Annotated in this window: 21 protein-coding genes; 15 read left to right on the forward strand and 6 right to left on the reverse strand. The window is 41.0% G+C overall.

All coding sequences use genetic code 11. The features are described 5' to 3' along the window. Window position 1 precedes the first annotated feature (1 nt). Window positions 2-1,312, forward strand: coding sequence for an alpha-amylase family glycosyl hydrolase (locus ABKW31_RS02355; protein ID WP_348614602.1), 1,311 nt, complete (start codon window positions 2-4; stop codon window positions 1,310-1,312). A 77-nt stretch (window positions 1,313-1,389) separates the two neighbouring features. Here ABKW31_RS02355 and yeiP read toward each other — a convergent pair whose 3' ends face one another. The 4 genes from yeiP to ABKW31_RS02375 form a co-directional block, all read right to left on the reverse strand. Continuing rightward, window positions 1,390-1,959 carry an elongation factor P-like protein YeiP gene (gene yeiP / locus ABKW31_RS02360; RefSeq protein ID WP_348614603.1) on the reverse strand — a complete coding sequence of 190 codons (570 nt, stop codon included), beginning with the start codon at window positions 1,957-1,959 and terminating at the stop codon, window positions 1,390-1,392. 472 nt (window positions 1,960-2,431) lie between these two features. Beyond that, window positions 2,432-3,328 carry a sensor domain-containing diguanylate cyclase gene (locus tag ABKW31_RS02365; RefSeq protein ID WP_348614604.1) on the reverse strand — a complete coding sequence of 299 codons (897 nt, stop codon included), beginning with the start codon at window positions 3,326-3,328 and terminating at the stop codon, window positions 2,432-2,434. Window positions 3,329-3,667: 339 nt separating this feature from the next. After that, on the reverse strand, window positions 3,668-4,444 hold the full coding sequence (locus tag ABKW31_RS02370; protein ID WP_348614605.1) for a hypothetical protein: 777 nt from the start codon (window positions 4,442-4,444) through the stop codon (window positions 3,668-3,670). Between the two features lie 212 nt (window positions 4,445-4,656). After that, window positions 4,657-5,163, reverse strand: coding sequence for a GAF domain-containing protein (locus ABKW31_RS02375; protein WP_348614606.1), 507 nt, complete (start codon window positions 5,161-5,163; stop codon window positions 4,657-4,659). A gap of 191 nt (window positions 5,164-5,354) precedes the next feature. Between ABKW31_RS02375 and ABKW31_RS02380 the strand changes: the two genes are divergently transcribed. From ABKW31_RS02380 to ABKW31_RS02435, 12 genes are all read left to right on the forward strand, one after another. Next, entirely contained in the window at window positions 5,355-7,286 is a 1,932-nt protein-coding gene (locus ABKW31_RS02380) for an ATP-dependent DNA helicase (RefSeq protein ID WP_348614607.1), read from the forward strand. Continuing rightward, window positions 7,283-7,969: a tRNA (adenosine(37)-N6)-threonylcarbamoyltransferase complex dimerization subunit type 1 TsaB gene (gene tsaB / locus ABKW31_RS02385; protein ID WP_348614608.1), complete on the forward strand. Its 687-nt coding sequence runs from the start codon at window positions 7,283-7,285 to the stop codon at window positions 7,967-7,969. The genes ABKW31_RS02380 and tsaB overlap by 4 nt, the downstream gene beginning before the upstream one ends. 126 nt (window positions 7,970-8,095) lie before the next feature. Then, window positions 8,096-8,404 (forward strand): hypothetical protein, encoded by a 309-nt coding sequence (locus ABKW31_RS02390; RefSeq protein ID WP_348614609.1) that lies wholly within the window; start codon window positions 8,096-8,098, stop codon window positions 8,402-8,404. A 100-nt stretch (window positions 8,405-8,504) separates the two neighbouring features. Continuing rightward, window positions 8,505-9,110 carry a Slp family lipoprotein gene (locus ABKW31_RS02395; RefSeq protein WP_348614610.1) on the forward strand — a complete coding sequence of 202 codons (606 nt, stop codon included), beginning with the start codon at window positions 8,505-8,507 and terminating at the stop codon, window positions 9,108-9,110. Between the two features lie 125 nt (window positions 9,111-9,235). After that, window positions 9,236-10,084, forward strand: a complete 849-nt coding sequence (locus ABKW31_RS02400) for an alpha/beta hydrolase (RefSeq protein WP_348614611.1) — start codon at window positions 9,236-9,238, stop codon at window positions 10,082-10,084. Between the two features lie 140 nt (window positions 10,085-10,224). Beyond that, on the forward strand, window positions 10,225-11,880 hold the full coding sequence (gene fadD / locus ABKW31_RS02405) for a long-chain-fatty-acid--CoA ligase FadD (protein ID WP_348614612.1): 1,656 nt from the start codon (window positions 10,225-10,227) through the stop codon (window positions 11,878-11,880). 64 nt (window positions 11,881-11,944) lie between these two features. Further along, entirely contained in the window at window positions 11,945-13,111 is a 1,167-nt protein-coding gene (rnd, locus tag ABKW31_RS02410) for a ribonuclease D (protein WP_348614613.1), read from the forward strand. A gap of 11 nt (window positions 13,112-13,122) precedes the next feature. Continuing rightward, the gene (locus tag ABKW31_RS02415; RefSeq protein ID WP_348614614.1) at window positions 13,123-13,410 is read left to right on the forward strand and encodes a YcgL domain-containing protein; all 288 of its coding nucleotides are present in this window, start codon (window positions 13,123-13,125) and stop codon (window positions 13,408-13,410) included. Between the two features lie 16 nt (window positions 13,411-13,426). Continuing rightward, window positions 13,427-14,380 carry a lytic murein transglycosylase gene (locus ABKW31_RS02420; RefSeq protein WP_348615178.1) on the forward strand — a complete coding sequence of 318 codons (954 nt, stop codon included), beginning with the start codon at window positions 13,427-13,429 and terminating at the stop codon, window positions 14,378-14,380. 3 nt (window positions 14,381-14,383) lie between these two features. Next, complete coding sequence (locus ABKW31_RS02425) at window positions 14,384-15,064, forward strand: fumarylacetoacetate hydrolase family protein (protein WP_348614615.1); 681 nt, start codon at window positions 14,384-14,386, stop codon at window positions 15,062-15,064. A 3-nt stretch (window positions 15,065-15,067) separates the two neighbouring features. Next, window positions 15,068-15,445: a hypothetical protein gene (locus ABKW31_RS02430; protein WP_348614616.1), complete on the forward strand. Its 378-nt coding sequence runs from the start codon at window positions 15,068-15,070 to the stop codon at window positions 15,443-15,445. After that, a complete protein-coding gene (locus ABKW31_RS02435; protein ID WP_348614617.1) occupies window positions 15,442-15,936 on the forward strand; it encodes a YcgN family cysteine cluster protein in 495 nt (164 codons plus the stop codon). The genes ABKW31_RS02430 and ABKW31_RS02435 overlap by 4 nt, the downstream gene beginning before the upstream one ends. Window positions 15,937-16,015: 79 nt before the next feature. Here ABKW31_RS02435 and dsbB read toward each other — a convergent pair whose 3' ends face one another. Further along, window positions 16,016-16,528, reverse strand: coding sequence for a disulfide bond formation protein DsbB (dsbB, locus tag ABKW31_RS02440; RefSeq protein ID WP_348615179.1), 513 nt, complete (start codon window positions 16,526-16,528; stop codon window positions 16,016-16,018). Window positions 16,529-16,551: 23 nt separating this feature from the next. Further along, entirely contained in the window at window positions 16,552-18,141 is a 1,590-nt protein-coding gene (gene nhaB / locus ABKW31_RS02445) for a sodium/proton antiporter NhaB (protein WP_348614618.1), read from the reverse strand. Between the two features lie 247 nt (window positions 18,142-18,388). Here nhaB and fadR point away from each other — a divergent pair, with 247 nt between their 5' ends. Both fadR and ABKW31_RS02455 read left to right on the forward strand, forming a co-directional pair. Continuing rightward, on the forward strand, window positions 18,389-19,099 hold the full coding sequence (gene fadR, locus ABKW31_RS02450; RefSeq protein ID WP_348614619.1) for a fatty acid metabolism transcriptional regulator FadR: 711 nt from the start codon (window positions 18,389-18,391) through the stop codon (window positions 19,097-19,099). Between the two features lie 209 nt (window positions 19,100-19,308). Next, window positions 19,309-19,665 carry a hypothetical protein gene (locus ABKW31_RS02455; RefSeq protein ID WP_348614620.1) on the forward strand — a complete coding sequence of 119 codons (357 nt, stop codon included), beginning with the start codon at window positions 19,309-19,311 and terminating at the stop codon, window positions 19,663-19,665. Window positions 19,666-19,728: the final 63 nt, after the last annotated feature.

Here is a 19,728-nt window from a genome sequence, read left to right on the forward strand (position 1 = left end):
AATGGATGAGAGCCACCCCTATTCACCAAAAAACTTAGTCACTATTACACACCCTAAGTGGTGTAAAAATGCGGTGATGTATCAAATTAATATTCGTCAGTTTACGCCCCAGGGCACCTTTAACGCGGCCCTGGGGCACCTCCCCAGACTTAAAGAATTAGGTGTTGATATTATTTATTTAATGCCAATCAACCCCATTGGTCTTAAAAATCGCAAAGGAAGTTTAGGCAGTCCTTATGCGGTGCAAGATTATAGGGGCGTTAATCCTGAGTTTGGTAATATTGACGACTTCAAAGCTTTAGTTCAGGCCATTCATGACCAAGGTATGTATGTGATCCTCGATTGGGTGGCAAATCATAGCGCGTGGGATAATGTACTGGTGGAGCAGCACCCAGATTGGTATAGCCAAGATCATCAGGGGAATTTTCATCCTACTCCTTGGTGGGATTGGGATGACATTATCGATTTTGATTACTCTAAAACCGCACTTCGAGATTACATGGCTGGGTCCATGCGATATTGGGTAGAGGAGGCCGATATTGACGGATATCGTTGCGATGTAGGCGGTATGGTGCCTACTGACTTTTGGGTACAAGTAAGGCATGACTTAGAGCAGATTAAACCAGTATTTATGCTTGCCGAGTGGGAAACTCGCGATATGCACTATGCCGCCTTTGACATGACTTATGCATGGACATGGAACGAAGTTATGCATGCCATCTGTATGGGCCATGGCAAAATTGAAAAGTTGTTTAAATACTATTCTTGGCACGAAAAGTCCTATCCACGTGAAGCAATCAAAATGACTTTTGTCAGTAATCACGACAAAAATGCTTGGGATGGTACTGAGTTTGAACAGTTTGGAAGTGGGCTAAAATGCGCGGTAGTGCTCTCTTTTACGGGGGACGGCATGCCACTTATTTATAATGGGCAAGAGGTGGCTAGCCCCAAACGTTTAGCTTTTTTTGAACGTGATCCTATTGATTGGCGTGAACATGCGATAGGGACTTTCTATCAAAAACTTATTGCACTTAAAAAGACTAAAAGTGCCTTAGCTAATGGTCAGTGGGGAGCCATCATGCGCCATGTGCCTAATTCAGCGCCCAGTGCGGTACTGAGTTTTGTGCGCTTGGATGACAACGGTGGGGTGTTTGTCATGCTTAATTTATCCGCGCAGCATGAAAAAGTGAAATTTGCTGGAAGCATACAATATGGCAGTTATATGGATTATCTTAGCCAACAGGAGGTGGATGTTGATGCTGATTTTACAATTGAAATAGCACCCTGGGACTACCGAGTCTGGGTAAAATAAACGATTATCGTCTTGAGTTATTTTAGGCAATAAAAAGCCGACATGAGTCGGCTTTAAACATAGTTTGTATAAAAGTATTAATCAGCGCGACTGATAAATTTACCTTCTTCAGTATTGACTCGCACTTTTTCACCGCTAGAAATATATTCAGGGACTTGAATAACTAAGCCTGTAGTTAATTTAGCGGGTTTGGTGCGCGCGCTAGCAGAGGCACCTTTGATAGACGGGTCGGTCTCTTCAATCACTAAGTCGACAGCTGCAGGGAGTTCAATACCTACGGGCCCACCTTCGACTAACAATACTTGTAGGCCTTTGGTTTCTTCTGTGATAAATAAAATTTCGTCAGCGATGGTTTCTTTGCCCAAGGGATAAGAGCTGTAATCTTCATTATCCATAAAGAAATATTCATCACCATCAATATAAGACAAGGTGACTTTACGGCGACTGAAGTCGACAGTTGTTAGCATTTCATCGGCTTTAAAGCTTTCGTCAGCTTTAGCACCAGTCGCAACTTCGTACAAGCGCATGCGATACAGGCTAGCACCGGCGCGACCGCTGGGGGTTAATTTATTAATATCTTTAACTAAGTATATTTTGCCGTTGTATTCAACTGCGGCGTTCTTTTTAATTTCACTGGCTTTAGGCATAAGCGCTCTCCAAAAAAGGGTGCGCCAGAAAATAACATGAAAACAGAAATTGGCAATACACAAAGCGACTTTTCATCGAAGGTTCAACGTTTCTTTTATGAAATATTGGCGTTTAATGCCAAAGTTTAGCGGCTAGCAATCAAGTATCGTTTAGTGAAACCGGGTTCTTTTGCGCAGTGAGGCGGGTCTAAGTCCTTTTAGAAAATGACTTTTCAACATCAACAGGGAAGTGTGATTATTGCCCATGGCAGTATTGAGATTAAATAAGATACTGTGCATGAAGCGTTGGATATGAGCTTACAAGATGATAAATCTTCTCGGGCCGAATCGAGCTATATTATGCGCAGTGCTTAGGTGGGTGCAGAAAATCCACAAGGTTTGGTTTTTTGTGAACAGGAGGTAGAGGTATGGCTGCAATTGAGCGACATGTTAGATTGTAATCTTCAGTGATACTGCTAAAAACACTTAACCTTTATTGTTTGCGATTTAGTGGGTTTTCCACAAATACCTTGTTTTTAAGCTTGGTTGAGTACATCGCTTTATCTGCAATATTTAATAAATCATTTTTTGTGCTGGCATCGTCTGGAAAGACGGCAATGCCAATACTACTACTGAGGTGTATTTTTTGACCCTCTATGAGGTACTTTGTATTAAGTGTTTGGTAAAGCAACTCAACCATATGAATGGCATCTTGCCTATCTGATATGTTTTCTAGCAAAATAACAAATTCATCGCCGCCAAATCTGGCCGCTGTATCAGAACTGCGTATTGCACCTTTAAGACGAGAGGCAATTTGGATTAGCGCTTGATCACCAAATGCGTGGCCATTACTGTCGTTGAGGGCCTTAAAGTAATCTAAATCGATGAACAGAAGGGCAAATTTACGTGCATCTCGGTTAGACTGAGCAATTAAATGTTCAATACGGTCAATCACCACATAACGGTTTGGTAGATTGGTAAGATGGTCAAAATGTGCCAAATGCTGCAAACGTTCTTTCTCATGGATTTTTTCGGTAATATCTCTGTTGACACCGATAGCCCCGATAATTTGTTGCTCTTCATCGTATACAGGTACACACATCGACTCAATCCAACCGATACTGCCATCCTTTCGTAACATTCTGATTTCACCAGACCATTTACCCTCGACTTGCACCGCAGCTATCACCTTAGTCGTGATATCGTTTGAATCCTCAGGCACATGTAACATACTCACATGCTGGCCAATGGCATCCTCTCTGGAGTAACCATATAAGAGTGTTGAACCTTGATTCCAGTCGATTATCCTACCTTGTAGATCAGTCACGACTACTGAGTCAAACAGATAATTAAATGCTTTGGCGCGTTGCTTTAAGAGGTCTTGATTCATGGTTATCGTAATTACTCCAATTGTCCAAGATAAAAAGCTAAATCAGCTGATGCTCAATGGCTTATATTGAATGACTTAGCAAAATATTTCACTGCGCTACAAGCGCAAAGCCAACTAACTTACTCAAAAATCCCCACCTTAAATAAGGCTTCATTAAAATAACTACAGCGGTTTAAAGTGCATATCCATTAGGGAGGCCATGTTACTTTAACGTTTACCTAGTATTTGCATTATTGATTGTCAGTACCTTCTCTATTACAAAAATCAACATATCGTGGTTTGCACTTTTTAACTATAGGGATTGAGAAAAAATCAACAGTCATCCCTATAAACTGTCATTTAATTGAATAGACCTTTGAGTTTATCGCTAGCTTTGTCCAACAACTTTTCTTTTTGTTTATCGAGTTCTTCATTGACTTTCTTCTTAGCTTCTTCTGTTAAGCGTTTTTTTGCTTCAGCTTTGGCCGCAGCAATGACGTTATCGAGCATGGCGTTGACTACCGCAAGCCCTACTTGATCTGCTGGCATGCCATTAGGTTGACCGATAGGACCCGCATTGAAAGTGGGTAAGGTAACTTCATAGATTTTTTTATCTATTTGGATGTCACCGGTAGAAAATTGTTCAAAATTGAAGCTCAGTCGTACATCACTCACTGTCACATTTTCAACAATTAACAAAGGGTTGGCACCTTCTTTTTCAGGGGGGGCATTTTCAGTTTGTGGCAATTTGGCGACTAAGTTGTTTTTCAGTACGGTTAGATTACCTTGGCCACTTGCATCCACCTCATAAAGAATCTCTGGTGCATTGATGCTAATTGTTTGCACCACGTAAGGCTCTTCCATGCTCTCACCTAAATCCAGGGTGATTGAATCGACACTGAAGGCGTTGTTATCACTGAAACCTTTAGGGTTTTTTATGTTCAGCGCACTGATGGTCATTCGCCCCTCAGTCAGAGCTAAGTCTACCTTGGCCACTGATACCTTAGCGTCAAGATATTTGCTGCCCTGTTGTTCAATTTGGGTCCGAATTAAATCGCCCGCCCCACTCAACAAATACCAAGCACCACCTGCAATCAGCAGTACTAAGCCAGTAAAAACTATCAGTGCTTTTTTCATCTTAATCTCTCTCAATTAATTGGTTTGGTTATTGTAACAGCACATTTATTCATTTTACTTGCTACTAAATGACCACCGAGTTGCGATAAACGCAGTATTATAGTTAAACGTGAGTTACACAAGATAACTGAAAACATAACACGTACTTTATGCTGTGGTCTTTCATTACTCCCATTTATTTTGATGAGATTTTAGTAAAAGATAAGGAAAAACTAATTTGAATTGACCTTGTTAAGAGGGAATACAGAGGATATTACGCCTGCTATTTTTTTTATGTCATTTAGTTCTTGCTCACCCCAAACTGCGCGTTTTCCAGCGCTTTCACAACATATAATGCCTATAGGTGCGCCGTCTTTATACAGTATGTAATCGAGTAATGAGTGAATGTGATTAGGGATAAAATAAGAGTCGTGAAAATCTCGGGTTGCCTGATGCTCACGAGCATTAGGAGCGACCAGCAGTTCTTCATTTATTATGGCATTGAAATAATCAGGAAAATCTATTCTAGCTAAACGTAAACCTGAAGAAATGCTTGTATCAATCTCATCATAACTTTTTAAACACACTATCTCATCCAATTGGGGGGAGAATTGCCACAAACTCACGCGATTTGCGTGGGCCATGAGCTGTGTAATAGTCATACAAACTTCAGCGAGCTTGTCGTCAATACTTGTATTTTGTTGCTTAACGATTACCTGTAACTGAGTAATTGAATCCACTTAACACCATGATTAGTAGAGCTTAATTTATTGGAGTATAGCAAGGTATTAGTGTTTTTCTGTGACAAAACCTAAGATATTTACTTTATGTTACATGATTGACTTAATTCGCTTTTTTTCTCGTTTGTTGCCCTTGTTTTTGGCATACTTAGGGCCGAAATTTTCCAGTCACTCCTCTTAATCAGGTCTTAATGTCGCAATCTTCTCTTTTATTCGTTGCCGATGGTTGTCTTTCAACTGCTATTACAGGTTTTGTGCCTAGACAATCCCAGACCGACATGGCCCAAGCTATTGAACAATGCATTGCAGATAAAGTGCCGCTAATTGTTGAAGCGGGAACCGGCACAGGTAAAACCTTCGCTTATTTAGTGCCAGCTATTGAGTCAAACAAAAAAACGATTATTTCCACTGGAACTAAGAATCTGCAGGAGCAGCTTTTTCATCGCGATTTACCTTTGATTAAAAAAGCCTTGGGGAGTCATACCAAAGTAGCATTGTTAAAGGGACGTTCAAACTATCTTTGTTTACATCGCCTGCGCCAACATGGAGGTAACAGTACTTTGCTGGATGTCAATATTCTAGGCGAGCTAAGCGAAGTTCGTCGTTGGTCGTCTAGCACTAAAACCGGGGATATGGGCGAAATGAAAGGCTTAGCAGAAGATGCCAAAGTCTTACCTTTTGTTACGTCGACTGCAGATAATTGTTTAGGCAAAGATTGCCCCGATTATGAAGATTGCTACATGGTCAAGGCACGGCGTAAAGCCCTAGATGCTGATTTGGTGGTGGTTAATCATCATTTGTTTTTCGCCGATATGGCCCTAAAAGATACAGGCTTTGGTGAACTAATACCGGAAGCCGACCTTGTGGTATTTGATGAAGCCCATCAGATCCCTGATATTGCGAGTGAGTATTTTGGCGAGACATTTTCAAGTCGTCAGTTACATGATATTTGTCGCGATATTGATGTGGTATATCGAACTGTTTTAAAAGACGCTAAACAGCTCAGTGGCGCTGCAGATAAATGTAAGATGATCGTCGCCGATTTCCGATTGTTTTTTCCGGAAAATCCACAAAAAGGCAATTGGCGTCAGATGCTCCTGAATAACGAAATCCAGCAGCATATAAGTAAATTGACCGATAGTTTAAACATCTTGGCCGAAGTGGCTAAATTGCATGTGGGGCGCGACAAAGATTTAGATAATTTGTATGAACGGGTGCATGAAGCAAAAGGTAAATTGGAACGTTTAACCAATGTGGAACAACTGGGTGTTAGTTTATGGTATGAGACAAGCCATCGACATATTGTTCTGCATCTAACCCCTCTGAGTATTGCCGCAAAATTTGCTAAATTTATTGCTGAGCCAAAGCGCAGTTGGGTCTTCACCTCGGCCACCTTGATGGTTGATAATGCTTTTACGCATTTTCAGCGTCAAATGGGCCTAAACGATGCCAAAACTCTGGCATTAGATAGCCCTTTTGATTATCCAACCCAGGCGATGTTATGTGTACCGCGATTTCTGCCTGAACCCAATGCCAGAGAAATGCGTGAAACGCTGTTAGATATTTCTATTCAGTTGATCAAAGCCAGCCGTGGGCGTTGTTTTCTATTATTTACCAGCCACGCTACGCTCAAAGCTATTGCGTCTCAGTTAGAGGGTAAAGTCGATAATCCTTTATTAGTGCAAGGCACAACCACTAAACGTGCATTATTAGATGAATATCTCAGTAATAAACAAGCTGTATTGCTTGGCACAGGTGCATTTTGGGAAGGGGTGGATGTGCGCGGCGATGATTTAACCTGCGTACTTATCGATAAACTGCCCTTTGCTTCACCAGATGATCCCTTGTTACAAGCCCGTATCGAAGATTGTCGTAAGTCTGGAGGAAATCCCTTTGCCCAGATTCAAATTCCGCAAGCCGCTATTGCCCTAAAACAAGGTGCCGGGCGCTTAATTAGGGATGAAACTGACAGGGGAGTCTTGGTGATATGTGACAATCGTTTGGTGACCAAAGATTATGGCAAAATATTTTTGGGGAGTTTACCGAATATGCAGCGTACCCGTGATTTGGCCAAAGCGGTGGACTTTTTAAATAAACTTAATAGTACAGAGGAAAATCTATGAATTGTTTGTTGCTTGACACCGCAACTGAGGCTTGTTCGGTAGTATTACAGTGCCAAGGGCAAGTACTTAGCCGCTTTGAAATCTGTCCACAACAGCATAGTCAACGCATCTTACCCATGGTCGATGAGGTATTAAAAGAAGGCGGAGCTGTATTAAACCAACTTGATTTTTTAGGTTTTGGCCTAGGGCCTGGCAGTTTTACTGGCGTGCGCATTGCTACCGGTATATTACAAGGGCTGGCCTTAGGTTCTGAATTACCGGTAGTAGGTATTTCAACTTTAGCTGCGATGGCACAACAAGCTATAACATTGTACCAAGCACAAGAGATTTATTGTGCTATCGATGCACGTATGGGCGAAGTTTATTTTGCGCATTATAGTGCAATAGAAGGCTTGGCGACCTTACAGGGGATTGAGCAAGTGATACCTCCCGAAGTAGCTGCTGAACTCATTGATTCAACTTTGCTCGCCTATGGTGTTGGCACAGGTTGGGCGGCTTACCCACAAATTATCCCCCCACAAAATTTTACCCTCGCCACTGACATTTTGTATCCCAATGCAGAATTTATGTTGCCACTCGCTCATGCGCTTTTTATTCAAGGAAAAGCCCAAACAGCAGAACAAATACAACCCGTTTATTTGCGAGATACAGTGACGTGGAAAAAGTTACCTGGCCGCGAGTAGCAAAGCTGGAACAAATTTTGCGTTAGATTTCGGCTCAAAGGCGAATATGTGCCATGAGTCAGGATAATAATATTTGTTTTAGGCAAAACGTTGCCACGGTGCAGTAATTAAGCAAGTGAGGGAAAGTTGGCTATAGAGTCTACTGGATTATCATCGATTCGTTCTATAGGTGTGCCTGCCACAGGGAAGGAACTTGCTCGTTCTGCACAAACGTCACCAGAAAAAGAAAATGCTAAACCTAGTTCTGCGCTTGTTATCGCGCGTCAAGGCAGTGAGCCGGTATTTAAGCAAGCGGATGCATTCAGGCAAACGGCAGGTATTCAAAGTGCGAGTGGACAAAAAGAGCGTATTGCCATTGACGCCTATGAATCCATAGCCAAAGAACAGCAGCGCCAAAACATCCAACAATTACTCGGTGTTGATACATTTGTTTGAACTTAAACCGTTGTTTTTCGTTCTTATATAGTGAGACTGGCAGTTTTTACTTGCAAAAATATGCTAGCTTATAGCCTATATTAATGAGTCGAGGTTCCATATGTATAAAAGTATTTGCTTAGTGCTGGTATCACTATTGGTGACGGCCTGCTCTACTCTTCCTGAAAAAATTCAATTGCCAGAAGGCACTAACTTAGTCAGTTATCAAGACGCAGCATCGCAGTCTGAGCAAATGACCGGACAAAAAGCCCGCTGGGGTGGCGTGATTGCAAAAGTTGACAATAAGGCTCAAAACACACTTTTAGAAGTGGTTTACTATCCATTAAAAAGCTATGGACGACCAATTGCTGGCGACGAAAGTATCGGGCGTTTCAGAGTTTATATTCAGGGCTTTATGGATCCAATGGTCTATAAGGTGGGCCGCTCAATGACTTTTACCGGTGAGTTTACTGGGGTAGAAGAAGGTTTAGTCGGTGAACATAAATATGTTTTTCCTACTTTACAAGGCAGTGGCTACTACTTATGGCAGGACATTCAACAAGTTGATGTGACTTCAGTGCATGTATGGCCCTATGATTATTGGTATGGTTGGTATCCACGCCCTTATTCTCGAAGTATTTACATTCGAAGTTCAGGACACTCTAACTTACCAGCCGGTGCAGCAACTAAACCACTGCCGGTTAAAACAGAAAGAGCAAAACAGTAGTAGGCGAATTTCTGCCATAAAGGCGGTGAGATATAGTAATAAGCGGCAATATAGTGCCGCTTTTTTATTGCCGGTTGTTTGCTAAATGCAGTTTAATTTTAAGAATTAAGAGCAATGGACTAGGTATGCAAGAATTGAGTTTTAAGTTAAGTCACTTAACAATACGAGGAGTGGGATTGGGCGATCCTAACAAACCCATGATACTGGCCTTACATGGTTGGTTAGATAACGCCGCAAGCTTTATTCCCTTATCACAATATTTGCCAGATTATTACATTGTCGCTATCGATATAACTGGACATGGATTATCAGACCATCGCCCTAAGGGCTGTCATTACCACCAAATGGATTTTGTGTATGATATTCATGAGTTAGTTGAAAGTCAGCAATGGCAGTCTTTTATTCTATTAGGTCACTCAATGGGGGGCATTATTGCTAGCCTTTACGCAAGTTGCTTTACTGAAAAAGTGACTAAGTTGATCTCTATTGAATCATTTGGGCCGATGAGTAAAGACGCAGTTAGTAGTCCGGTACAGCTTAGAGAGTCAATTGAAAATAGGCTCAAAGCCAATGCTGCAAAACCCAAGCACCCGAGCAGTATTGAGTTAACCATTCAAGCGCGAGCCAAAGCAGGAGATATGAGTATCTCGTCTGCTACTCTATTGATTCAAAGGAACATAGAGCAGCGCGCTGGGCAATACTTTTTCAGAACCGATCGCCGCTTGCGTACTTTTTCTTCGTTGCGTATCACTGACTCTCAAGCAGAAGCCTTTATGCGCAATATCATTTGTCCGATGTTGGTGATTATGGGTGACAGAGGTTTTGAGTCGATGAAAAAATCCTTGTCACACAGACTTAAGTGGGTTGCAAATTTGCAAGTTATCGAGTGTGAAGGCCATCATCATTTACATATGGACGGACCGATACCGGTGGCACAGCAGTTAAATGCTTTTTTATTAGACAAAATTGCGTAAATGTTAATCGATTGTTTATTAGTTGATTTATCTTTGCGATTGCTTTGGTTAGAATCAACTGGTCTTACCCCTTAATAATTTATCTTCGCTTTAATCAATCTTGCTGGTGAAAAGTGACATAAGAAGTGCCTGGAGGCAAAATGGAAAAAATCTGGTTAAAAAATTATGATCCCAGAGTACCGGTTGAAATTGACCCGGATCGGTATTCTTCCATTGTTGATATTTTTGAGCAATCTGTTGAGACCTTTTCGTCAAACATTAGCTACATCAATATGGGCAAAAGCATCACCTTCGGTGAGCTAGACAGATTGTCCCGTAATTTTGCTGCATACCTTCAGGATTCAGGTTTAAAGAAAGGTGATGCAGTTGCCATTATGATGCCTAATCTTATTCAATATCCGGTGGCTTTATTTGGGATATTACGGGCTGGTATGGTGGTGGTAAATGTCAATCCACTTTACACTGCAAGAGAATTACAACATCAATTAAAAGACTCAAATGCACAAGCGATTGTGATTGTTGAAAACTTTGCCAAGACACTCGGTGATGTTATCGAAAATACTGAGGTTAAAACGGTATTGCTCACGAGTCTTGGTGACATGCTTTCCCCGGTTAAGAAGTTAATAACTAACTTTGCAGTAAAGTACGTTAAGAAGTTGGTGCCTGAATATGTTTTACCCAAGGCTCAGAGTTTTACTCAAGCATTGAAGCGTGGAGCCAAGAAAAACTATACCAGACCACTAGTTGAAGGTTCAGACTTAGCTTTTTTACAATATACTGGCGGTACAACAGGGGTTTCTAAAGGGGCGATGTTAAGCCACAGAAATATTGTGGCCAATCTTGAACAGACGTCAAATATTCTAGAAACCATTATCGATCCAGGCAAAGAATTAGTGATAACCGCCTTACCGCTTTATCACATTTTTGCTTTACAAGGCAATTGCTTGACCTTTGTGAAGTTTGGTTGTCCTAATTTGTTGATCACCAATCCTCGAGACATGCCTGGTTTTGTAGCAGAAATAGCCAAATATCCCTTTACTGTGATCACGGGGGTTAATACATTATTTAATGGTTTACTTAATACTCCTGGGTTTGACGCTCTTGATTTTAGTAAGTTGAAGTTTGCCTTGGGCGGTGGAATGGCCGTGCAACGTTCGGTAGCTGAGCGTTGGGAAAAAGTGACCGGTAAAATTTTACTAGAGGGTTATGGCCTTACTGAATGCTGCCCAACCGTAACTGTAAACCCGCCACAGATAGAGGCTTATAAAGGTTCAATCGGTATGCCAGTGCCATCAACAGATATCAAACTGGTTGATGATGACGGTAAAGAAGTTGCCATTGGCGAAGCGGGTGAAATGCTGGTTAAGGGTCCTCAAGTCATGGTGGGGTATCTCAACCGTCCAGATGCGACAGAAGAAATGATTGTTGATGGATGGTTGGCCACGGGCGATATCGCTCGTTGTGACGAGGATGGCTACTTTTATATTGTTGATCGTAAAAAAGATATGATTTTAGTTTCTGGATTTAATGTTTTTCCAAATGAAATTGAAGAAGTCGCTGCGATGCATCCTAGTGTAGTAGAAGTTGCCGCAGTGGGGCAGCCAAACGAGGCTACCGGCGAGCTGGTCAAGTTATTTGTGGTTAGACGAGATGAATCATTAAGTGATAAAGACTTGATCGCGCATTGTCGATTACACTTAACCGGTTATAAGGTACCGAAAAAAGTTGAGTTTAGAGACGAGCTTCCTAAATCTAATGTTGGTAAGATACTGCGCAGAGAGCTTCGTGATAAGTAAGTGTCACCTTTATTAATCATGTAAAAAGCCGGCTATTGCCGGCTTTTTACTATTTTGGAATGTTATGCAATATACCTTTATTACTGATACAAACGCCTTAGAGCAGTTTTGTGCAAAGGCGAGTCAGAGTGATACCTTGGCTGTCGATACTGAGTTTGTTAGAACTCGCACCCTTTATCCCCAATTGGGCTTGATTCAACTATACGATGGCCATGAGTTGGTATTGGTTGATCCCCTTAAAATAGATGATTTTTCAAGTTTGATTGGGCTACTAACTAATCCCAAAGTAGTCAAAGTGTTGCACTCCTGTTCGGAAGATTTAGAGACGTTTTGGCATGCTTTTAAAATTATGCCCAGTCCTATATTTGATAGCCAATTTGCCGCCAGTATTGTCGGTATGGGCACGTCTTTGGGATATGCAAAATTAGTAGAGACTATGCTTAATGTGACTGTGGACAAAGGGGAGTCACGTACGGATTGGTTGGCTCGTCCTTTAAGGCCTGAACAATGTGCCTATGCGGCTAACGATGTATTATATCTTTATCAACTTTATCCTGAATTAAAAGCAAAAGTGGTTGAGCAAAATAAATTAGCGTGGATCCATACAGAAATAGCCGGTTTAGCAGTCAAGAAAAAAACCACTATGCCCTTAGAATCTGTTTATCTCGGGATTACTCACAATTGGCAGTTAAGCGGTAAATCCTTGCTGATATTGCAGCGTTTGGCCGCATGGCGAATGGAAACGGCTAGGCAAAGAGATTTAGCGGTTAATTTTGTAGTGAAAGAACAAAACTTGCTTGAGGTAGCCAAAAAGCAACCCACAAATAAAGGCGCACTAGCCAGTGTGCCCGGCATCAATCACCATGAAATTCGTATCCATGGTGAGGCAATGTTAGCGATTATACAAAGTTGCCAAGATGCGCCCTCAACCACTTATCCACCTCGCGTGGAGCGCTTGACCGAATATGCACAATTTAAAAAAGTAAGCACAGCTATTCGTGAAGTATGCAAGCAAGTGGCGGAAGAACTTGAAATTCCTATTGAAATAGTTGGATCTAAAAAGCAAATTAATCAACTCATTTCATGGTGCTGGTTTCAATACGATGAGTTACGCGCTATGGGATTAGAACCTGACTTAATCAGTGGTTGGCGCCGAGAATACTTTCTACCTCAATTACTGGGTGTAGATGAGTTAAAGTTAGCTGAGAATGTGACTAAAAACGAAAATTAGGGAGCTATTAAATGTTGTGCGCTGTGTATAAAAGCAGTAGAAAAGATGAGACCTATTTATATGTGCCCGGTCGAGATGATTTTAGTAAAGTGCCAAAGGCTCTTATGCAAACTTTTGGTTTACCCATTTTTCTTATGATTATGCCTTTGAAAGAGGGACGAAAACTAGCCCGATTGGAGGTGGCTAAATTACGCGATGAACTCAACACTAAAGGGTATTATTTGCAGCTTCCACCGCCTCAAGAAAACCTGCTAAAAACCCATTTAATTGCACAAGGTGGCCATAACAATGATGCTTAAAAGTACACTGTGGCTAATGTCGATATTTTATATTACCTTGTCGTCACTCGCGTCTGCTCAAGTAAGTTTTGACGATTATATTCAGCAGCTAAAGAAAGAGGCAGTTCAACAAGGATTTAAAAGTGAATTTATTGAACTACAATTTAGTGATGTGCAATTTCACCAAAAAGCTGTTGTAGCAGACAAAAATCAGCCTGAAAGCAAAATAACCTTGGACAAGTACCTAGCCACACGTGTACCTGATTGGAAGGTGAAGCAGGCACTAGAGTTGATGGAACAACACAAAGTGGTTTTGGCACAGGTGGAGCGCCAATATGGTGTTCAAGCACGTTTTGTTGTTGCCTTGTGGGCCAATGAAAGTAACTTTGGGCGCTACATGGGCAAATATCCAGTTATTTCGTCTCTAGCAACTATGGCTTACGAAGGTCGCAGAGAGGATTTCTTTAAAAAACAATTGTTTGCAGCTCTGACTATCGTTGAACAAGGGCACGTTAGTCATGATGATTTTTTAGGATCGTGGGCTGGAGCTATGGGGCAAAGTCAATTTATGCCAACGACGTTTTTAGCCTATGCTGTGGATTTTGACGCAGATGGCAAGAAGGATATTTGGGCCAATACGGCCGACGTGTTTGCGTCTATTGCCAACTTTTTAAAATCAGAAGGTTGGAACGATACCCTGACGTGGGGGCGTCAGGTAAGCTTACCTAAAGAATTTGATATGACCTTGATTGGCCTAGGTAAGCTAGATCGTAAGACTTTACTGAATTGGCAAGCATTGGGGGTGCGGCGTTATGATGGAGAGGATTTGCCTGCGCTTGATCTTATGGCTTCCCTTATTGCTCCTGACGGTCCAGATGGACGTATATACTTGGTGTATGAAAATTTCAATACCTTAATGAAATGGAACCGCTCGAGTTATTTTGGTACCGCTATTGGGTATTTATCAGACAGAATTAAAAAAGGAAGTTGAGACTTGTCAGTTCCTGAGGAATATCAATACCAGCATATAAGCTTATCAGGGCAAAAAATTCCCTTGCCTGCGGGTAAGGTTGTATGTGTTGGGCGCAATTATCTGATGCATATTAAAGAGTTGAAGAATGAGGTGCCGGATGTCCCCTTGCTATTTATTAAGCCATCTACAAGTTTAATATACCTAAGTAAAAATATAGATATCCCACAAGGGCAGGGGGAGTGTCATAATGAACTTGAATTGGCTGTACTTATAGCAAAGCCACTCAAGGGTGCTTCACAGAACGAAGTGGCTGACGCTATTTGGGGATACGGCTTAGCTCTGGATTTAACGTTAAGAGATGTGCAAGCTCAATTGAAAAAACAGGGACATCCATGGGAAAGAGCCAAGGGTTTTGATGGCAGCTGTCCTGTGTCACCTTTTGTAGAAAAGTCAGCTATCGACAATCATGATAATTTGAACTTTGAATTAAAAGTAAATGGTCAACAACGCCAGTATGGTAATAGTGGGGATATGATTTTTAGTATTAATGCATTATTAAGTGAAATTTCTCAGATATTTACCTTGCTGCCTGGAGATATTGTACTAACGGGCACTCCACAGGGTGTGGCAGCTTTACATCAAAATGACATTCTTGATATTAGTTTCCAACACTTTTTTCAGCTTTCCACTAAGGTTAATTAAACTGTGAATTTTTCTTTTACCTATGAGGTAGATGTACCCAATAAAATCCTCATTTGTGAGGCTATAGGCTCAGTATCTAAAGTGTTAGATATTGAACGTATGTTAAAAAATATTGTTAAGTTAGCCGGTAAAAATCAAGTGAAAAGTGTGGTGCTTGACGTTACTCAACTGATTCTAACTTACTCGACAATGAACATGACGAGGTTGTTGATGATCATGAGCGAAGAAGACTGGTGTAATGACATTAGAATTGCACGCATTATTAATCCGCAAGATAACAATCAAAACTTAGTAGGTGAAATGGCGGCAAAATATGAGTTACCGATTAAAAACTTCGATAATCGCAGTGATGCCATGATGTGGTTGTTATTTAATAAATGAGCCTACCATATTGGGAAGTAAAAACCCTTGAGCAAATGACTCAAGACGAATGGGAAGGGGTTTGTGATGGTTGCGCTAAGTGTTGCCTACATAAATTTATTGATGATGATAGTGTTGATGAAGCGGTTGTGACTGACAAAATTAAGGATAATGAACAAGTACATTACACCAATATTGCCTGTGGTTTATTGAATACTAAAACCTGTGCATGCACGCAATACAGTCAGCGAACAAAATTAGTGCCTGAGTGTGTTAAATTAACCAAAGAAAACTTACAAGACATCTTCTTTATGCCGGCAAGTTGTAGTTATCGTCGCTTACAAGAAGGACGCGGCCTAGCGTCTTGGCACCCCTTGCTCAACAAAGGCAAAAAGACCGCTATGCATCTAGCAGGCATGTCAGTCAGAGGTAAAACGGTTGCAGATCACGATGTCAATTTAGACGACTTTGAAGACTATATTGCTTTATGGCCATTGCAGGACTTAGATTAACTAAGTTGTCCTTTGGATATCGAATATCGGCATTTATCCGCAGTAAAGCTTAGTTACTGGCTAAAATGTAAAAAAGCGCTTATCGCGCTTTTTTATTTATCATTTTACTCATTAGTACTAAGGCAAGTACCCCTGTATAGATCGCGAAGATGACTATCATCCATTGTGGCATGGACATACCGACAAAAGACCAATTGATGTCACCACAGTCCCCTGTAGCAGCAAATATACTAGGCATCCATTCGTGTAGGGGTGCCCAAGTTGGAAAGTTGGGTACTATCTCACATATAGCAAAAAGTGATTTAGCTGTTTGAATTTCGACATGTTCGAGTGCGATCACTAAGCCCCAAACCGCTGAAACCCCTACGCCTATGTAAGCGAGCAGGCGAGTAAGAATATTATTACTAATCAGCGGTAGGCAAGCCGAAAACAAAATACCAAAGACAGCCGTGCGTTGATAAATACACATTATGCAAGGGCGTAATTCCAGCACATATTGGAAATATAATGCCGCTATTTCTAATGTTAGGGCTGATAAAAATAACAATACCCAAGCGACCGGTTGACGGCCAAGATTCGCAAGAAAATTAATCACTGTAACTTATCCTTTTATGCCTAATGAGCTACCGGTATAGCTGATGCAGCCGCGGCAGCTGCCGAATGATGTTCAATTAAATGCACACTGTATAACCAAGCAGTAAGGTCTTCTAATCCAAAATAAACACTCGCCAAACCCACAAGGGTTAGCACAATGGTGTAGGGCAATGCCATATATACCATGGTGCCGTAGGAAAGGCGCAGTAGCGGAGCGATTGCAGAAGTGAGTAAGAATAAGAAGGCCGCTTGTCCATTCGGTGTCGCGACACTGGGTAAGTTAGTGCCTGTGTTGATTGCTACTGCCAACATATCAAATTGGTCACGGCTAATAGCACCACTTTTCAAGGCTGCAGATACTTCAGTAATATATACCGAGCCTACGAAGACATTATCACTGACCATTGATAACAAACCATTGGCTAAATAAAACAAAACTAACTGTGTTTTACCTTCGTAACTGAGCACCCAATCGATGACGGGTGTGAACAGACCTTGATCAATGATGACAGCCACGATACCAAAAAATACACACAGCAGTGCAGTAAAAGGCAGTGACTCTTCAAATGCTTTTCCAATGGAATGTTCGTCAATTATGCCGCTCATTGAGGTCGCTAATACAATAATTGATAAGCCGATAAGCCCTACAGCTGCAAAGTGACCAGCTAGTCCAATAATTAACCAAACGGCAATTAGACCTTGCACACTCAATTTGACCTTGTCTTGAGTGGTTAAATTTTCATCTACATTTTTGCTGTAACTGGTTAATATGTCACGAACTACGGGGGACAATTGTGCACCGTAAGTAAATAATTTAAATTTTTCAACAGTATAAGTCGTCAATAAACCAGCGATAAAAACTGGAACAGTGACAGGTGACATACGGATAAAGAATTCTACAAAATTCCAACCGGCTTTATCTGCGATTATCAAATTCTGGGGTTCACCCACCATGGTCATTACACCACCTAAGGCTGTACCGATAGCAGCATGCATCATAAGATTTCTTAAAAACGCTCTAAAATCTTCTAAATCTTGGCGACTGGGGTGGGGCAACTCTTCATCTTTAGAATGATCATGATCTGAATGGAAATCTTTACCAGATGCTACTTTGTGATAAATAGAATAGAACCCCATGGCGACTGTCATGATGACGGCTACCACAGTTAATGCGTCTAAGAATGCAGATAAGAATGCACAAGCCGCAGCGAAGGCGATGGACAAGGTGATTTTGTTTTTTAACCTAAGAAGCAACTTGGTAAACAAATACAACAACAAGCCTTTCATAAAGTAAATGCCTGCCACCATAAACACCAGTAACAGAATTACTTCGACGTTGACCACCATTTCATGTTTCATATGTTCTGGTGTTGTCATGCCTATGAATAAGGCCTGGATGAGCAATATGCCTCCTGGTTGCAGGGGGTAACATTTTAATGCCATGGCTAGAGTAAAAATGAACTCTGCGACTAAGGCCCAACCGGCGATAAAAGGGTCCAGCATAAATAATAGTGGATTGATAACGAGAAAAGCCACAATTGCTTGTTTGTACCAATTTGGTGCTTTACCTAAAAAATTGGCGGCAACAGCCCGAGGTATCGACATTTGCATAAGTTGAGGTCCTTGTTGAGACTTGGAATTATTATATAACTGTTTTAAATAGTGTAACGTAAAAAAGCAAGGTAAATCTAAAGCTTACATACTATTATGCGATTTAAATTAACAGACCTTTACCGGATAAGGTCTTACTTAAAATAATAACTGTAAATGAGCTGCAAAGTTTAATTGTTCCGATTAAAAATCATCTGGTACAATCAGTTAACAAAAATAATAACAAATTCACCCAAGCGAGTAATACATGATTTATAAGGCCCAAAGCCCAGCTGGTTTTGCTGAAGAATACATTGTTGAATCAATCTGGAGTGGTCGGTTTCCGCCTGGCACTATTTTACCTGCAGAACGTGAACTGTCTGAACTTATAGGTGTTACTCGCACTACACTCCGCGAAGTATTGCAAAGATTAGCTCGCGATGGGTGGTTAACCATCCAACATGGTAAGCCGACCAAAGTGAATAATTTCTGGGAAACCTCTGGGTTAAATATTCTTGAGACGCTTGCACGACTCGATGAAGAGGGCATTCCTGAGTTAGTGGATAATTTGTTGGCAGCAAGAACGAACTTAAGTGCGGTATTTATTCGTGGCGCGATTCGTAATAATCAGCAAAAAGCCATTGAAATTATGCAGAAATATTGTGATTCGCCAGATAATGGCATTGAGTTCGCTAAAAATGACTATCAATTGGCACATGATTTAGCTAATGCATCGGGCAACCCTGTTTATGTGCTTATGATGAATGGTTTTAAGGGATTATATTCTCGAATTGGTGGCTATTTCTTTTCAAATCCTAAGTCTCGTGAATTAACCACGTCTTACTATCATCAATTGCTAGAGCTTGCACAAGCCGGTGATTACAAACAAGTGCCGCTTGTTATCCGAGCTTACGGTATTAAAAGTGGCAAAATATGGCAAGAAATGCGCAACGATATGCCAAAAGGTTTAGTTGACTAAACTGTTCACATTATTTTATTAGAACCCGAGGCCAAAAAATAGTTTTGGCCTCGCCCCTCTGCACCAAATTAAAAACATAATTCCTGTTAAATCAAAATAATATGACTTTTTTGAAAAAAAGTTGTTCATTTAGTATGCGATTTCTAATTCAAAGTCTTATTCTTAGTTCCAGTCAAGACAATCAATCTTAAACAAACGAGGAAAACCCCATGACTAAATTAGACACGTTAAAAGGCAAAGTAACTGACGCTGAAGAATTTGCACGTAAAATCTGGTTAGCTGGTTTAGGCGCTTATGGTAAGAGCTATGATGAAGCCCAAGGTCGCTATGAAAAACTAAGCGCAGAAGCATCAAAGTTGTTTGACGAGTTAGTCGACAAAGGTGCCAAAATTGAAACTGAAGCAAAAGACAAGTTTCAAGTTAAAACCAATGTTGAAACTCGTGTAGCAGACGTTCGCAAAAAGTTGGGCTTAGATAAAGTCAGTGCTGATCAGAAAGTTGAAGAATTATCTGCCAAAATAGATGCCTTGACTGATGCAGTTGCTAAATTAGCAGCTAAAGGCTAGTCAACATCGACTTACCTGAAAGTCATTACAGATATTCTTAGGATATGAGTAACGATTTGTTGT

The organism is Paraglaciecola sp. 25GB23A (assembly GCF_040012495.1).
GTDB lineage: Bacteria > Pseudomonadota > Gammaproteobacteria > Enterobacterales > Alteromonadaceae > Paraglaciecola.

Coding starts and splice junctions, on each gene's coding strand:
- ABKW31_RS02455 (WP_348614620.1), top strand. CDS start 19,309: ATGACTAAATTAGACACGTTAAAAGGCAAAGTAACTGACGCTGAAGAA.
- ABKW31_RS02365 (WP_348614604.1), bottom strand. CDS start 3,328: ATGAATCAAGACCTCTTAAAGCAACGCGCCAAAGCATTTAATTATCTG.
- nhaB (WP_348614618.1), bottom strand. CDS start 18,141: ATGCAAATGTCGATACCTCGGGCTGTTGCCGCCAATTTTTTAGGTAAA.
- tsaB (WP_348614608.1), top strand. CDS start 7,283: ATGAATTGTTTGTTGCTTGACACCGCAACTGAGGCTTGTTCGGTAGTA.
- rnd (WP_348614613.1), top strand. CDS start 11,945: ATGCAATATACCTTTATTACTGATACAAACGCCTTAGAGCAGTTTTGT.
- ABKW31_RS02420 (WP_348615178.1), top strand. CDS start 13,427: ATGTCGATATTTTATATTACCTTGTCGTCACTCGCGTCTGCTCAAGTA.
- ABKW31_RS02415 (WP_348614614.1), top strand. CDS start 13,123: ATGTTGTGCGCTGTGTATAAAAGCAGTAGAAAAGATGAGACCTATTTA.
- ABKW31_RS02435 (WP_348614617.1), top strand. CDS start 15,442: ATGAGCCTACCATATTGGGAAGTAAAAACCCTTGAGCAAATGACTCAA.
- fadD (WP_348614612.1), top strand. CDS start 10,225: ATGGAAAAAATCTGGTTAAAAAATTATGATCCCAGAGTACCGGTTGAA.
- ABKW31_RS02395 (WP_348614610.1), top strand. CDS start 8,505: ATGTATAAAAGTATTTGCTTAGTGCTGGTATCACTATTGGTGACGGCC.
- ABKW31_RS02370 (WP_348614605.1), bottom strand. CDS start 4,444: ATGAAAAAAGCACTGATAGTTTTTACTGGCTTAGTACTGCTGATTGCA.
- fadR (WP_348614619.1), top strand. CDS start 18,389: ATGATTTATAAGGCCCAAAGCCCAGCTGGTTTTGCTGAAGAATACATT.
- ABKW31_RS02380 (WP_348614607.1), top strand. CDS start 5,355: ATGTCGCAATCTTCTCTTTTATTCGTTGCCGATGGTTGTCTTTCAACT.
- ABKW31_RS02400 (WP_348614611.1), top strand. CDS start 9,236: ATGCAAGAATTGAGTTTTAAGTTAAGTCACTTAACAATACGAGGAGTG.
- ABKW31_RS02355 (WP_348614602.1), top strand. CDS start 2: ATGGATGAGAGCCACCCCTATTCACCAAAAAACTTAGTCACTATTACA.
- yeiP (WP_348614603.1), bottom strand. CDS start 1,959: ATGCCTAAAGCCAGTGAAATTAAAAAGAACGCCGCAGTTGAATACAAC.